This window comes from Flavobacterium sp. S87F.05.LMB.W.Kidney.N, from assembly GCF_004366435.1.
GTDB lineage: Bacteria > Bacteroidota > Bacteroidia > Flavobacteriales > Flavobacteriaceae > Flavobacterium.
In genome coordinates, this window is the sequence record NZ_SODX01000007.1 from 237,661 (window position 1) to 252,689 (window position 15,029).

Sequence of the window (15,029 nt, forward strand, 5' to 3'; positions counted from 1 at the left end):
ATAAATTCAACAAAACGATATTTTTTTTAAAGAAAAAGATAAAATTCATTTTAATGCACAACACAAAAAACAAAACTTATTTTTCTTAACATTTCGATAACATTATCTGAGTTAATTGTTATAATTTTGCCAAAAACAATAAACTCAATAACAAAATGAAGAAAATGAAAAATTGGTTACTGACTGGACTATTTTTTATGATAGTTTCGACCGTATTTTCTCAAGGAAAAGTTACTGGTAAAATTACCGACGGAACAGGCGGTTTACCAGGAGCAAATGTGGTGATTAAAGGATCTACTACAGCAACTTCAACAGATTTTGATGGTAAATTCACCCTTACTTCACCATCAAGCACAGGTGAGATTGTTATCTCTTTTTTAGGTTATGACAACCAAACTGTGAAATTTAATGTGTCTAACGGCGCAACTACAAACGTAGGAACTATTACTTTGGTAGCTTCTAATTCTAACGAATTAAGCGAAGTTGTAGTAAAAAGTAGCGTTATTGACGTTGCTAAAGACAGAAAAACTCCGGTTGCTGTTTCAACAATTAAAGCTGCTGAAATTCAATCAAAATTAGGTTCACAAGAGTTTCCTGAAATCTTAAAAAGCACTCCATCTGTATATGCTTCAAAAGCAGGAGGTGGATATGGGGATTCAAGAATTGCGATTCGTGGATTTGACCAAAAAAATATTGCTGTTATGGTTAACGGAGTTCCAATCAACGATATGGAAAACAGTGCTGTATTCTGGAGCAACTGGGCAGGTATCTCTGACGTAACTTCTGCAATGCAAGTTCAAAGAGGTCTTGGAGCTTCTAAATTGGCGATTTCTTCTGTAGGAGGAACAATCAATATCATTACAAAAACATCTGACATGAAAGAAGGTGGATCTGTATCTTCTTCTTTTGGTAACAACAATTACATAAAAGCACAAGCTTCTTACAACACAGGAGTTATGAAAAACGGCCTTTCGGCTTCTGTTTTATTTAGTAGAACAGCTGGAGACGGATACGTTAACGGTACTGAATTTGAAGGATACAATTATTTCATCGCTTTAGGTTACAAAGCTAGCGATAAACATAACTTCCAATTTACATTTACAGGAGCACCTCAATGGCACGACCAAAGAACTCAATCTCCTCTATTAAGTGATTACATAAAATATGGTAATGGCACTGACCCTAACATCAAATACAACGCTGATTGGGGAATGAGAAATGGGGAGGAATATAATTTTAAAACAAATTATTACCACAAACCTGTAATGTCTCTTAACTGGGATTACGATATCAACGAAACTACAAAATTATCTACAGTAGGTTATGCTTCATGGGGACGTGGAGGAGGTACTAATTCAACCGGTGGTATTAAAGGTAGCACACCATACAATGGCAACACTTTAAGAAATGCTGACGGAACAATCAATTTTGACTTAATTGAGAATTGGAACTCTGGAAAACCAACAACATTAGGAACAAGAACTCCTGTTAATGGTAAATATGAGAACGTTTCATCAACTGGTAATGCAACAAACTTAACTAATGGTTTGTCTCAAATTGCTTCTGTAAACTCACACAACTGGTATGGTGCAGTAATCAATTTAGATAAAAAATTCTCTGAAAATCTTACATTCGATTTTGGAGTTGAAGGAAGAATGTATCAAGGTATTCACTTCCAAAACCTAATTGATTTGCTTGGAGCTGATGTTTACAAAAACGTTGCTGACGTAAATAACAATCCTGGTTATTTTAACACTACTTATGCTCCAAGACCAAATGGAAATCCATTTGTTAGCACAGACTACCAACAAAGAATAAACTACTGGAACGACAGTAAAGTTAATTACTACGGAGCTTTTACTCAATTGGAATATACTACTGGTAACTTAACAGCTTTCCTTCAAGGAGCTATATCTCAACAGGCTTACCAAAGACTTGACCATTTCAAGTATGCTTATGATAGCCCACTTGCTAAAACAGGTTTCAAAACTATTACAGGTGGAGATGTTAAAGCTGGAGCCAACTACAACATTAACGAACACCACAATGTATTTGTAAATGGAGGAATATACTCAAAACAACCGTTTTTCAACGCAGTATACCCTAACAATGCTTCAATTGTTAATCCTAACCTTACAAACGAAAAAATCAAAGCAATCGAACTTGGTTACGGTTTCCGTTCTGCAATCTTTAATGCAAACTTAAATGCTTATTACACTACTTGGGATGACAGATTTACAACTGCAACAGACCAAGCCCCTGCTAACCCAAGTGGATACTATACTTTCCAAGGGGTTAATGAGATTCATAAAGGTATAGAATTAGATGTTAATGCTAAGTTAATTGACAAATTAAAACTAAACGGAATGATCTCTGTAGGTGACTGGAAATATAATGGAAACGCTACTAGCAGTCGTTTTGATGTTGCAAATAATCCAATTAGTGGAGATCAACCTTTATATCTTGATGGCGTAAAAGTTGGAAACAATGCTCAAACAACAATGGCAATTGGTGCGGCTTACGAAATCTTAGATGGTCTTAATGTTGACGCTAACCTTAACTACTCAGAAAAATTATACGGAAATATCGATGTATCTAAATTTTCTGTTGCAAATAACAAAGGCGCAATGGAATTACCAGGTTTCGCAACTACAGATGCTGGTATCTCTTACAAATGGAACATCGCTCCTAAAATTGGGGCATTAAATTTCAGATTAAATGTAAACAACGTGTTTGATAAAGTATTCATCAACGAATCATTTACTAACATCTTTACAAGTGATTACAAAACAGCTCCTTCTACAGCAAACCCTGCTGGTGTAACTTATGCACAGGCTGGGGAAGTTTACAATGGAGTTGCTACAGCAAACAGAGTTTACTTTGGTTACGGAAGAACTTGGAACTTTAGTTTACGTTACGATTTCTAAATTTAGAATCTAAATAAATAATAAAAACGGCACTGACTTTTAAGTTTGATGCCGTTTTTTTATACCCTTTTTTGTTATATTTGTTTCAAACAAAAAACACAGTTTATGTATAATTTTCTACAAAAATTTCACTCTGGCTGGGCTTACTTAGCATTGCTTCTTTTACTTGTTGCAGTTGTTAATGCAATCATCGGAGTAACATCAAAAAAAGAGTTTACAGGTAAAGACCGTAAAATCGCTTTATTTGCTTTAATTGGAACCCATACTCAATTATTGATCGGTTTAATACTATATTTTGTTTCTCCACTTGGAAAAGCAGCTTTTGGCCAAATGTCAAATGCAGAACTTAGATTAACATCATTAGAACACCCACTAATTAATATTATCGCTATCATCCTAATCACTATCGGATGGTCTAAACATAAAAAATTAATCAATAGCGAAGCTAAGTTTAAAACCTTTGCTATATTTTACGGATTAGGATTATTACTTATTTTAAGTAGAATTCCTTGGAACCTTTGGTTCTAAAAAATACCAATTAAAAGCCCTTAACCAGGGCTTTTTTTATCTCGGCATATTATTTGTACAAACTCCCCCAAGTCTGAAAAAAAATAACCCATGAGAAATAAAAAGAACATTTTATTCGCCACGATTGCTTTGACTTTAATTAGCGGCTTTAGTTATGTTATAAGCCAAACCAAACCTACAACAGAACCTAAAATCATTCAAGATACCGTAAAAAATGCAAAACCAAATATTATTGCATTACCTATAGATTCAGTATTTACAGACAAAGGTTTAAAATTAAGACCATACAAAAAAAATGCTCATGCCTCTTATTATGCTGATCGTTTTAATGGAAAAAGAACTGCCAACGGAAGCCGATTTAACAACAACAGTTATACTGCCGCTCACAAAAAACTTCCTTTCGGAACTAGGGTAAAAGTAACAAATGAGGCAAACGGAAAATTTGTAATTGTAAAAATTACTGATCGCGGTCCTTTTGTAAAAACACGTGAAATCGATTTGTCCAAAAGAGCTTTTATGGATATCACAAAAAGTAAGGGTGCCGGCGCTATGAAGGTTACCATTGAAACTATAGTAGAATAAAAAAATCCCGCTTTTGAAGCGGGATTTTTATTTATACAAATTTTCGAATACTCATTACAATTCCAGTATGAATTCCTTCGTGATAATTATTGAAGTCTAATGCATCTTGAACATTTCTAAGAGTAAATCCCATGCTGGTTGTATATTCATTATAATCAACAAAAAGTCCACTTTCAAAATCATTTTTTGTTTTTTCAAATGTGCTCAAAAGAACTGATTTAATTTCATCAACTTCCTCTTGAGAAACATCTCCTTCGGGTTTTGTCCCTTTACGATATTTTAAAATAAAATCTTCCGAAACCATCGCTGGAAGTCCTGATAGTTTATAAACTAATGTCTGTTGTGCCGCTACGCAATGTGCCACATTCCAGATTATATTATTACTAAAACTTTGCGGAATTTTGTTTAATTGCTCTAAAGAATGGCTTTCTAAAATTTTTAAAAGAATTTCTCTTATAGTTTTCTGTGTTTCAAAAACGGAACTCATATTATTATTTTTTTTCTAAAATTAGACAATTTTAAGTTTCAAATGAATTTTCTTTGTATTCTAATAAAATTCAAAGGTCATGAACAAAATATACTATTTGGCATCTTGCGACACGTGCAGAAAAATCATTAAAAGTTTACCAGAAAACAATTTGGTTTTTCAAGATATCAGACAAAATCCGATTACTGAAGCTGAACTTGAAGAAATGTATAAACTTTCTGGAAGTTATGAGGCCTTATTCAGCAAAAAAGCGCAACTGTACAAATCGATGGATTTAAAAAACAAATCTTTGTCTGAAGCTGATTTTAAAAAATATATTTTAGAACATTATACTTTCTTAAGTCGCCCGGTTTTTATAATTGATGGGAAAATTTATATTGGCAACAGCCAAAAAAATGTTGCTGAAGTTATAAAAGCATTATCGTAAGAATACTAAAAGTTTGATGTACGAAACTGATTAACAATTTACAACACAAACCAGCAAACTTTTATTTATCTTTGCGCCTTTATACTCAATTATATGATACAATCTATGACAGGGTTTGGCAAAGCTTCTTTGCAATTGCCTACAAAAAAAATTACCGTTGAAGTAAAATCCTTAAATAGCAAAGGTTTAGATTTAAATGTAAGAATGCCATCGCTTTACCGCGAAATGGAATTAGGCTTGCGAACTCAAATCTCAACAAAACTTGAAAGGGGAAAAATTGATTTTGCGATTTACATTGAAAGCACTGCAGAACAAACTTCGACTAAAGTAAATGTTCCTGTCGTAAAAAATTATATTGCACAGTTAAAAGAAGTTAATCCTGATGCTGATGAAACTGAATTAATGAAAATGGCTGTTCGTATGCCAGACACATTAAAAACAGAACGCGAAGAAATCGATGAAAACGACTGGGAGCAGATTCAGGTAATTATTGATGAAGCACTTCAAAATATTCTAAATTTCCGTAAAGACGAAGGAGAATCTCTGGAAAAAGAATTCAATTTACGAATTGGAAATATTCGTCAGTACATGAACGATGCTTTGGCATTAGATCCAGAACGTGTACAAGCTATTAAAGATCGTTTACAAACTGCAATTTCTGAATTACAGGTTAATGTTGATGAAAACCGTTTTGAGCAGGAATTAATCTATTATCTGGAGAAATTAGACATTACAGAAGAAAAAGTGCGCTTAACCAATCACTTAGATTATTTCTTAGAAACTATAAAAGGGACTGAAGCTAACGGCCGTAAACTTGGTTTTATCACTCAAGAAATGGGACGCGAGATCAATACAATGGGTTCTAAATCAAATCATGCTCAAATGCAGAAATTGGTTGTGATGATGAAAGATGAGCTGGAAAAAATTAAAGAACAGGTTTTAAACGTTTTATAAAAGCTTTAAGCAATAAGCTATAGGCACAGAATACCGCACAACATTAAAGCTTAAAGCATATTGCTTAAAGCCTAAAGCATAAACTAATGAACAAAGGAAAATTAATTGTTTTTTCAGCACCGTCTGGATCAGGAAAAACAACTATAGTAAAACATTTACTAGGGAAAGAAGATTTAAACTTAGAATTTTCGATCTCAGCGGCTTCACGCGACCCACGCGGAGAAGAAGAACACGGAAAAGATTATTATTTTATTTCGTTAGAACAATTCAAAAAACACATCAAAGCCGAAGAGTTCCTAGAATGGGAAGAAGTATACCGTGATAATTTTTACGGCACTTTAAAAGCCGAAATTGAAAGAATTTGGGCAATGGGAAAAAATGTAATTTTTGATATTGATGTTGCAGGCGGTCTTCGCATTAAACATAAATTTCCAGACCAGACTTTAGCCGTTTTTGTAAAACCTCCAAGTGTTGACGAACTTAAACGCCGATTAAAAGAACGTTCTACTGAGAGTGAAGACAAAATCAATATGCGAATTGCAAAAGCTTCGGTAGAATTAGCTACAGCTCCTCAATTTGATACTATTATCAAAAACTACGATTTAGATACAGCGAAGGAAGAAGCGTATCAATTGGTAAAAGATTTTGTAAATAAATAATTTTATTCCGCAGAGATACACAAAGAAAAACACAGAGATTCGCAAAAGTATTATTTTAAACTTTGCGAATCTTTGTGCTATCTTAGCGAATCTTTGTGAAACTCTATAAAATGAAAATAGGCCTTTACTTCGGAACGTATAATCCAATTCATGTTGGTCATTTGATCATTGCCAATCACATGGCTGAGTTTGCAGATTTAGATCAGATTTGGATGGTGGTTACACCTCATAATCCGTTAAAAAAGAAAGCGACTCTTCTAGATGATCATCATCGTTTGCAAATGGTTTATCTCGCAACAGAAGATTATCCGAAAATTAAACCCTCAGATATTGAGTTCAAATTACCTCAGCCGAATTATACGGTAATTACTTTAGCTCATTTACAAGAGAAATATCCCAATCATGAATTCTCTTTGATAATGGGAGAAGACAATTTAAAAACGCTTCATAAGTGGAAAAATTATGAAGTGATTCTCGAAAACCATGACATCTATGTCTATCCGCGTATTTCAGATGAACCTGAGAATACGGAATTAAAATCGCATCCAAAAATTCATGTAATCGATGCGCCAATTGTAGAGATTTCTTCGACTTTTATTCGAAACAGCATAAAAGAAGGTAAAAATATTCAGCCGTTATTACTACCGAAAGTTTGGGAATATATTGACCATAATAATTTTTATAAAAAATAAACAACTTGAATTGCCTTCAGTTTTAACTGGAGGTTTTTTATTTTAAAAAATCATTCCGTAGGAATGTATCATCGGTAGAATTAAATTTGAATTATGATGATGCGTTCCGTAGGAACGTTTGATTAATGAGGTTTGCCATTTCCATAAAAACAAATGTCCCTACAGGACACAACGCAAAAAAGATACTATTTTTTTCTACCGATGAGATATTCCTACGGAATATAAAATATTGTTTTTGATAAAATTAATTACACAAAAAAACCTGAACTTACGTTCAGGCTTTTGCTTATTATTATGCTTCAACATTCACTTCACTTTTAACTCGGCTTCTAATCTCGCTTAGCGATTGATCAACCAAAAGTTTTCCATCTCTGAAAACTTCTTTCAATTCACCTTGTTTTTCTTCTTCCCAAGAAACATTATCTGTTAAATGATACTTGCCGTCGATTAAATCAATTTTCATTAATCCTTTGGCAGATTTTTTAGTTCCGTCATCAGTAATAGGATCTTTGAAGATCGCTCTTCCTTCTCCGTTTACTTCTCCGTAAGTTGCTTTCATTGCAAAACCGAAAGTATCTCTGGTATTATATTGGTAAGTAAAAGATCCAATTCCTAAAACTACATTGGTAGAAGCAAAACCTTTTGCTTTTAATCTTTCGCAGATTTGAGTCGCTCTTGCCACTGTAATGCTATCACCATAAATTGCTCCAATTTGCGGAACTAATTCTTTAAATCCTTTAGTATTTGTAGTTCCTCCAAAAACATCCCAAAGCAATTCGATAACGCCTTTTTTCTCTTGTTCTGTTCTTCCATTCGGATTTCCGCAAATAATATCCACTGGATCACCGCTGTCAGGACGAATTACGACTTTACCTTCTCTTGAAACAATTTCTTCTTTTAATCTTGGAAGATAATCGGTTAAAACTTTCCATAAATCCCAAGTATCAGAAACGATAGAAACGATTCCTTTTGGATATACTTCTGTGATTAATCTTTTGAATGTTTCATACTCGCCTTCTGTAGTTCCCATGCACATTACAGAATGTTCTGTTGCGGCAACTGAACCTGCTACAAGTTCTAAATCTGAATTGGCATTATAATATTCTTCGAGAAAATCGATTACTGGAATCGTATCAGAACCTGTGAAATTTAATAAATGTCCAGCTGCTGATGTTATTGCCGCTTCTATTCCGCCCATTCCTCGCATTGAGAAATCATGTGCCTGCCAATCTACAAATTCTGGCACAGAAGAAGTTTCTGCTGCATATTTATCTAGAACCTTTCTGTATTCTTTTGCAATTGTCGCTGAATTACAAGGAAGCCAAACCACTGCAGAAAGTAATGTTTCGAAATAATTGGTCAACCAGAAAAACTCTGGAATTGTATTGTACATAGTAAACATTGGAACTCTCAAAGGAACACTTGCTCCTTCTGGCAAAGCTTTAAACACCATCGGAATATATCCTAGGTCGTGTAAATCTTCAATATGTTTTGTACCAACTTGGTTTTCGCCCAAATAATTATTGATTCTGCGTGCGTATTTTTGAACTACTTCTTCTTTTGATTTTTTGAAGAAATACTCTTCAAAGTCATGAATAATATATTTTTTGATGAAATACTGCAATCCGAAAAACACAACCTCATCAAGACCTTCAATTCTGGATTTTCGTGGTGTCCAGTTAGAATATACTAATGTTGTTCCATCTGGGTACTGTCTTCTGTGGTCAACTTTGTAACCATCTGTTAATAATAGTGGGTTCATATATTTTTTATTATAGTTTTAAATGTTCATATAGTGTATCAAATTCTAAAGACAAATTCAAATATTCCTGAATCCAGTCATTTTGCATAGAGATTTCTTGTAAAGTTCCGGTTGGCGCAAATAAGTGCCGAAAAAATTCCAGACCTTGTTCATTATTATTTTCAACCAATTTAGAATTTAAATCTATTTCGGCAATTAATTCTTCTATAGAATTATAAGATGTCCACATTAAATCGGTATCAGCTGTAATTTTAGATTTAATTAGTTCAATTAGTTTTAGTACTTCACTCATTTCAAAGCTTATTTATTTCTTCCTTTCTCGTTAGGATACAATGTCTGCATGACATCACTCTGCCAAAATTCTTTCGTTTGAACATCCATACAGCTTAATTTTCCGTAAAAACCAGCTCCAGTATCAATATTCCAGACATTACAGCCTTTCATAGGAATTTCGACATCATAATGAAGCGTTGGCGTGTGACCAATATAGATTTCATTATAAAGCAATAATCTTTTTGGATATAAAAGTGAATCTTTTTTAATTCTTTTATCCATTGTCAAAGCCATTTCCCAAAGTGTTCTGTCCCAAGAAAAATTAGTTTGGTAATGTTCTTTCTCTGGTCCGTGCATGGATGAAAAACCGGCATGAATGAACAAATTGTTATTTTCGTCTACATAATAATCTTTCATACTATTAAAGAATTGATAATGCTTCTCTTTTTCTGAAAGCTCAATGTCTGCATAACTTTCTATAGTCGATTTCCCTCCGTGCAAAAACCAAACATCATTTATGATATCTTTTTCTAACCATTCTTGACACCAGGCATCATGATTTCCTTTTATAAAAATACATTCCCGCTTTTGGGATAAATCAATAAGAAAATCAATTAATTGTTTAGATTCGCTCCAGCCATCGACATAATCTCCTAGAAAAATAAATCGGTCATTCTCCGCATAATCAATTCTTTCAAGTAACTGAAGCAATGCTTTCAATCCACCGTGAATATCTCCAAAAACTAAAGTCCTTTTCATGACTTAATTAAATTTATTATCAAGAGCTATATCTAATTTTATTAGAAAATCTTTTCCGAATTTATCATTCTCTAATTCTTCGTAAAGAAATAGAGGCAATGTTTTCTCACAATTTTGTTTCTGACTTAAAATTGCCATAGACAAGGCTGCAACTGTATCGGCATCGCCTCCGTAACTTATCCCTGTTTTTAGACAGTCTTTCATTGAAACAGCTTCTGAGACCATTTTAATAACCGCTTGTGTTGTAGGATAACCGTGCATATCAATTGGAGAAGTAATTCTATAATTCTCATTCTCTTTTAAAGTCTCGTTTAGAAATGCTATCAAAGTAGATCCATCACCCAAATTATATTTAAAATAGTGAACTGCCAAAGCAATGCGTTTGGCACAACTTATTCCTTCAACTGTATTATGAGAAGTTTTCGCCTGAATCTTACAGAATTCCAGTATCTGCTTAATATCTTTTAAATACCCGATAGAATATGCTCTCATTGCAGAACCGTTTCCGTTACTTCCGTTGTTGATTATTTTGATAAAATCAGCTCCGTTTGTACTGGCATCTAAAGCATTATAAACCCGGTCTGAATATCCTCGCCTTTTATCTCTGTGAAAAACCTCAACAAATTTATCTGCCACTTTAATCTCGTTCCAGTTATCGTCTTCTAATAGCAATTCTGTAATTGCAATTGCCATTTGAGTATCGTCTGTATATCTTTTATAAATCTCTGTGTAAAGTCCGTGTTTATGATATTGAGTCAGATTATTGTTTTGAGAAATAAAATCTAAATCGCGAAATTCAAAACCCGCACCGTATGCATCGCCTATTGCTGCTTCTAAAATCATAATTTTTTTATTTGATTATATTAAGATTTAAATTCAATATACTTTGCTGGAACTACATCAGTCAGCCAGACATTATTTTCAGACAAATAAAATTTAAATCCGTCGCGATGCATAGCGCCACTTTTAACGGTTAAGATTTGAGCCGCTCCTCTTCTGCTTCCTACTTTTATAGCTGTTTCTTTGTCTTTTGAAAGGTGTACATGCTGACGGCTCATTTTCTTTAAACCTTCTTTCTGAATACTTTCTATAAACTTCCCAACCGTTCCGTGGTATAAATACTCTGAAGGTTCTGTTTCTGTTAAATTCAAGTCAACTGAAATAGAATGTCCCTGACTTGCTCTGATTTTCGTTTTGTCTTCATTAAACGCAAAACGCTTTTTATCGTTATTTTCTACTACGTAATCTAAAAGTTCAGCGTCGAGACGGTTTCCTTTTTTAGTACATTTTTCTATTAATTCGTTGACATCTGCCCAACCGTTTTCATCTAATTTTAATCCGATTTTTTCTGGAGAATGTCTAAGCACCAGACTTAAAAATTTGCTGACGCTTTTTGTTTCTTTTTCATTCATTTTCATTTTTTTTATTCCGACCCTTAAACGTTCGAATGAACGTAACTGCTAGCGAGCGATATTTTTTCTACCAATGAAATGTTCCTACGAAACAGTGGTTCTTCTTTAATTTTATATCAATTCATCCCTAACTTCGATCCTACAAAAATTTAGACTTTCATTTTTATATTTCATTTTTCTGTTATTGAAACAAAGAAGTGATCTCTTTAAAATCTTTTGAATCTGGTGAAAATGAACCGTAAATTGTCTCGAAATCTGTTGTCAGATTTTCAAATTCATAATTCTTTTCTAACTGGTCCATGCACGTTACAACCAAATTTCTTTTTGCCATTGGACTATAAGCAGCATCTAATTTTAAAGCGTAATTCAGCAAATTATAATCAAGATTCCCAAATCTGAGATGTTTTTGATATTCGTTGAAAACACAAGTTTCTTCTTCGTTGTTTTTTAATTGTATTTCTCCTTCATTTGGCATCCACCCGTGACCGTGTCTTGTGGTATAACTTCTGGTTACGTAAAAAATGTTTACTTCATCAATATTTAGTTTATTGCAGATTTCAATTGCATTTTTTGAAGTTGTATTCGCATAAGTAACATTCGGGAAAACACCATGATCCATGTCGAGAAGAATTCCCTGGCTTCCTTCAAAAATTAAATTATTATATTTTGAAAGAAAACTATAATCAACAATATTCCATTTTATTTTATCGACTGCTTCAAGGTATGCCTGAACTTCCTGATCGATATCGGGCTCGTTTAAAAAGCCGTAGTAATTGGCAATTTGATTTAATTTTTCTAAAAGCATTTCTCGCGGCGCAATCAAATCAATCGCAAATAATTTGTACGGTCCTTCGTTTCTTTTCATGGTTGAACCAATGCCTTTTCCGCAGGTTCCGTGATCTATGTTTCTTACGTTTCCACGGTTGTGCCAAACATCAAACGGAGTTGTAACTTTTGCTAACGGATGGATATACAAATCCAGATTAGCATTTTTTTCTTTTAATTCTTCTTTTTCATTGTATAAAAAAAGCGGATGAATTGTACAGTGTTCGCTGTAATAAGACGGAAGACCGCGAAGTGCGCCGCTCGCAAAACTCGAATGAACGTGTTTTTTATCATCAATCATAACCGTATGCGCGGCTTGTTGTCCTCCTGAAAAGCGAATAACTATAGATTCAGGGTTTTGTTTTGCCAGAAAATCTGTTGTTATGCCTTTTCCTTCATCACCAAATCCTAAACCTATAACTATTTGCGCTGTTTTCATTTTTTATTTATTTTTTAATCTCGCAAAGACGCAGAGTTTTTTAAAGCATTTCGATATTATTTAAACCTGTATCATTTGCATCAGAAACTGGTATGGTTCCTAAACCAGAACTTTTGTGTTTATCACAGATAATCTTTTTAATTACGTTTGGAATTTCTCTGTGATCTTCAATAGACAAACAATTTTGTCCTAACAGTTCTTTCCATTCTACATCGGCATTAATCGCTTGTCCGGAATGCAGTACACTTATATGGTATACATCGTATCTTTTTTGGGCTTCTGCTAATAATTCAAGATGTGTATAAGTCTGTTGTCCCTGACCCATAATTTCTTTAATAGCCGAAGCCGGAAGTGTTTTCAAACCTGGTTCATCGCCAACAGTAAACAACAATCCTTTTTGACCTCTTTTTTCGAAAGCGTCTATTTTAGTATGAAAAGCGGCAAAATACCACGCTAAAAGATAACTTTCTCCAGCGTTTCCTCCGCCTCCACCTTCAATGTAAGTTCTCGTAAGCCACATATCGAGTTCTTCATCTCCAGATTCAAACTGTCCAACCTGCAAAGGATATCTGTCGCATTCGTGATCACCGATTCCTAAAAATAAAAGTGCCGGATCAGGAACGCCGCCCTGAATAATTCCTCCCATTAATTTTGGAAGTCCTTCTTTTATCAGTTCGTGCGGAATATGTCCCATACTTCCTGTAACATCCAATCCTAAAATAATTGGAACTGTGTTTGGATGAACATCAGAATCTCTTGCTTCTCTAAAAATCACGCCATTCGGATTCATAGACTCATGCGCCATTCGTAACGCATTCTGTGTAAATATCTCACTAGCTGATTTGCTGGCATAACCTATTTTTTTTGCTCTGTCTTCACGAGCACCGAAATCATATCTTGTACCTCCCATAACTAAAATGTTTTACCAAATAAATACTCAAATCTCTTTTTTGTTACTTCAAACTGGATATTCAAATTTCTGATGGTCAGCGAAAGTTCCATATCTTTCTGTACAAAAGCTTCTGGCTGAAAATCGGCAAAGGTTAAACTGTTTTTATCCAGCGGACTAATATCGATCAATCCTTCTTGTTCTCTTTCTAAACGTTTTATTTTTAATTCAATGTCTTCAACTCGACGTCTGTATATTAATTCTGAATCTTCACCAATGGTTTTGGCTCTGTCTTCTCTTATCTGATCATTGTTTCTTTTTAAAGACTCAATAAATCTTGGTTTTAAATCGCTCATTGTTTTGTGGTTTTTGTTTCAGGTTTTCTTTGTTTCATGTTTCAAGTTGCATGCTGGACTTGAAATTTGAAAAATAGATCTGAAACGGTTAATAGCATTTTTTTAGTTTTTTTGTTTCAAGTTTCAGGTTACGTCAAGAACTTGAAACCTGAAACTTGAAACTTCTCAAATTAGTTGATCTAACTTTATCACTTGAACGCTTTCGCCTTCAAAGTCTTTTACTGAATTGGTTGTAAAAATGGCATCAAAGCAGTTTAAAACTTCAAAACCTTTATTAAAAATTCCGTGGCTTACGGCTAAGTATAATTTGCCCGCATTTTTGTTTTTTAATTCTTCAGCCAAACCAACAAAAGTCCCGCCACCGTCGCAAATATCATCAACAATTAAACAATCTATTCCTTGTAAATCATCTTCGTATACTTTGAAACCAGATAATCTTCCAGTTTTTACGTCGCGACTTTTACTGCATTCTACAACTTCAGCACCTCCTAAAAATTCAGAGACTTTGTAGATTTTTTTAAGTGCGCCACCGTCTGGAGAAATCAATTTTACGTTTTCGCCAATTCTATTTAATACTTCTCTAATAAAAGTATAGTTTGGAATTACAGTAGAATTATTCAATAAAGCTGGAGTCACTTCAGAGTGTGCATCAAAAACAAAAACTTTATTCAATTGTAATGCATTTATAATATCAGCATATACTTTTACAGATAAAGGTTCGCCCGGAATCATAACACGATCTTGTCTCGCAGCTGGAAAATACGGAATAAAGAGATCGATAATTTTTACGTCCATTCTTCGCAATGCATCAACTGTAATGCACAATAAACCTAAATCATTGAATGAATTTAATCGGTGCGTGATTGTTATTTTATGATTTCTGTCGAAATCCGGATTGATTTTAATATGTGGTTCTCCTCCAGAGAAAGTAAAACTTTGAAATTTGATTTCTTCCTGATTTTGAAAAGGAGCGAATTTGGGGTCGAGATTTAGTATCATAGTTTTTTAGTTTGCGTTAATTATACGCAAATGTAGGATTAAATTTTAAATAAACAATT

17 protein-coding genes are annotated in these 15,029 nt (G+C 33.8%); 7 read left to right on the forward strand and 10 right to left on the reverse strand.

The genetic code is table 11. The features are described 5' to 3' along the window. Positions 1-164: 164 nt before the first annotated feature. The 3 genes from EDB96_RS19905 (at position 165) to EDB96_RS19915 (ending at position 4,037) form a co-directional block, all read left to right on the forward strand. On the forward strand, positions 165-2,927 hold the full coding sequence (locus EDB96_RS19905) for a TonB-dependent receptor (RefSeq protein ID WP_317126480.1): 2,763 nt from the start codon (positions 165-167) through the stop codon (positions 2,925-2,927). A 105-nt stretch (positions 2,928-3,032) separates the two neighbouring features. After that, positions 3,033-3,455, forward strand: a complete 423-nt coding sequence (locus EDB96_RS19910; protein WP_134142743.1) for a hypothetical protein — start codon at positions 3,033-3,035, stop codon at positions 3,453-3,455. 90 nt (positions 3,456-3,545) lie between these two features. Next, positions 3,546-4,037 carry a septal ring lytic transglycosylase RlpA family protein gene (locus EDB96_RS19915; protein WP_057115237.1) on the forward strand — a complete coding sequence of 164 codons (492 nt, stop codon included), beginning with the start codon at positions 3,546-3,548 and terminating at the stop codon, positions 4,035-4,037. Between the two features lie 31 nt (positions 4,038-4,068). Here the strand turns inward: EDB96_RS19915 and EDB96_RS19920 are convergent, their stop codons facing one another. Further along, on the reverse strand, positions 4,069-4,524 hold the full coding sequence (locus tag EDB96_RS19920; protein WP_057115238.1) for a DinB family protein: 456 nt from the start codon (positions 4,522-4,524) through the stop codon (positions 4,069-4,071). 79 nt (positions 4,525-4,603) lie between these two features. Here EDB96_RS19920 and EDB96_RS19925 point away from each other — a divergent pair, with 79 nt between their 5' ends. From EDB96_RS19925 to nadD, 4 genes are all read left to right on the forward strand, one after another. After that, positions 4,604-4,951: an arsenate reductase family protein gene (locus EDB96_RS19925; RefSeq protein WP_134142744.1), complete on the forward strand. Its 348-nt coding sequence runs from the start codon at positions 4,604-4,606 to the stop codon at positions 4,949-4,951. Positions 4,952-5,044: 93 nt separating this feature from the next. Next, entirely contained in the window at positions 5,045-5,905 is an 861-nt protein-coding gene (locus tag EDB96_RS19930; RefSeq protein ID WP_057115240.1) for a YicC/YloC family endoribonuclease, read from the forward strand. Between the two features lie 86 nt (positions 5,906-5,991). Then, positions 5,992-6,564, forward strand: coding sequence for a guanylate kinase (gene gmk, locus EDB96_RS19935; RefSeq protein WP_057115241.1), 573 nt, complete (start codon positions 5,992-5,994; stop codon positions 6,562-6,564). 110 nt (positions 6,565-6,674) lie between these two features. Next, positions 6,675-7,256, forward strand: a complete 582-nt coding sequence (gene nadD, locus EDB96_RS19940) for a nicotinate (nicotinamide) nucleotide adenylyltransferase (RefSeq protein WP_134142745.1) — start codon at positions 6,675-6,677, stop codon at positions 7,254-7,256. A 292-nt stretch (positions 7,257-7,548) separates the two neighbouring features. Here the strand turns inward: nadD and EDB96_RS19945 are convergent, their stop codons facing one another. The 9 genes from EDB96_RS19945 to prs all read right to left on the reverse strand — a co-directional run bounded on the left by EDB96_RS19945 (position 7,549) and on the right by prs (position 14,970). Continuing rightward, a complete protein-coding gene (locus tag EDB96_RS19945; RefSeq protein ID WP_134142747.1) occupies positions 7,549-9,018 on the reverse strand; it encodes a nicotinate phosphoribosyltransferase in 1,470 nt (489 codons plus the stop codon). Between the two features lie 10 nt (positions 9,019-9,028). Beyond that, entirely contained in the window at positions 9,029-9,310 is a 282-nt protein-coding gene (locus EDB96_RS19950) for a hypothetical protein (protein WP_134142748.1), read from the reverse strand. 8 nt (positions 9,311-9,318) lie between these two features. After that, on the reverse strand, positions 9,319-10,050 hold the full coding sequence (locus tag EDB96_RS19955) for a metallophosphoesterase family protein (protein WP_134142750.1): 732 nt from the start codon (positions 10,048-10,050) through the stop codon (positions 9,319-9,321). A gap of 3 nt (positions 10,051-10,053) precedes the next feature. After that, positions 10,054-10,893 carry an ADP-ribosylglycohydrolase family protein gene (locus EDB96_RS19960; RefSeq protein ID WP_134142751.1) on the reverse strand — a complete coding sequence of 280 codons (840 nt, stop codon included), beginning with the start codon at positions 10,891-10,893 and terminating at the stop codon, positions 10,054-10,056. A gap of 20 nt (positions 10,894-10,913) precedes the next feature. Further along, a complete protein-coding gene (locus EDB96_RS19965) occupies positions 10,914-11,462 on the reverse strand; it encodes an RNA 2'-phosphotransferase (RefSeq protein WP_134142752.1) in 549 nt (182 codons plus the stop codon). Positions 11,463-11,643: 181 nt separating this feature from the next. Next, positions 11,644-12,726, reverse strand: coding sequence for an adenylosuccinate synthetase (locus EDB96_RS19970; protein ID WP_134142753.1), 1,083 nt, complete (start codon positions 12,724-12,726; stop codon positions 11,644-11,646). A gap of 40 nt (positions 12,727-12,766) precedes the next feature. Further along, on the reverse strand, positions 12,767-13,636 hold the full coding sequence (locus tag EDB96_RS19975; RefSeq protein ID WP_134142755.1) for a hypothetical protein: 870 nt from the start codon (positions 13,634-13,636) through the stop codon (positions 12,767-12,769). A gap of 2 nt (positions 13,637-13,638) precedes the next feature. After that, positions 13,639-13,971: a hypothetical protein gene (locus tag EDB96_RS19980; RefSeq protein ID WP_057115248.1), complete on the reverse strand. Its 333-nt coding sequence runs from the start codon at positions 13,969-13,971 to the stop codon at positions 13,639-13,641. A gap of 165 nt (positions 13,972-14,136) precedes the next feature. Next, complete coding sequence (prs, locus tag EDB96_RS19985; protein WP_134142756.1) at positions 14,137-14,970, reverse strand: ribose-phosphate diphosphokinase; 834 nt, start codon at positions 14,968-14,970, stop codon at positions 14,137-14,139. Positions 14,971-15,029: the final 59 nt, after the last annotated feature.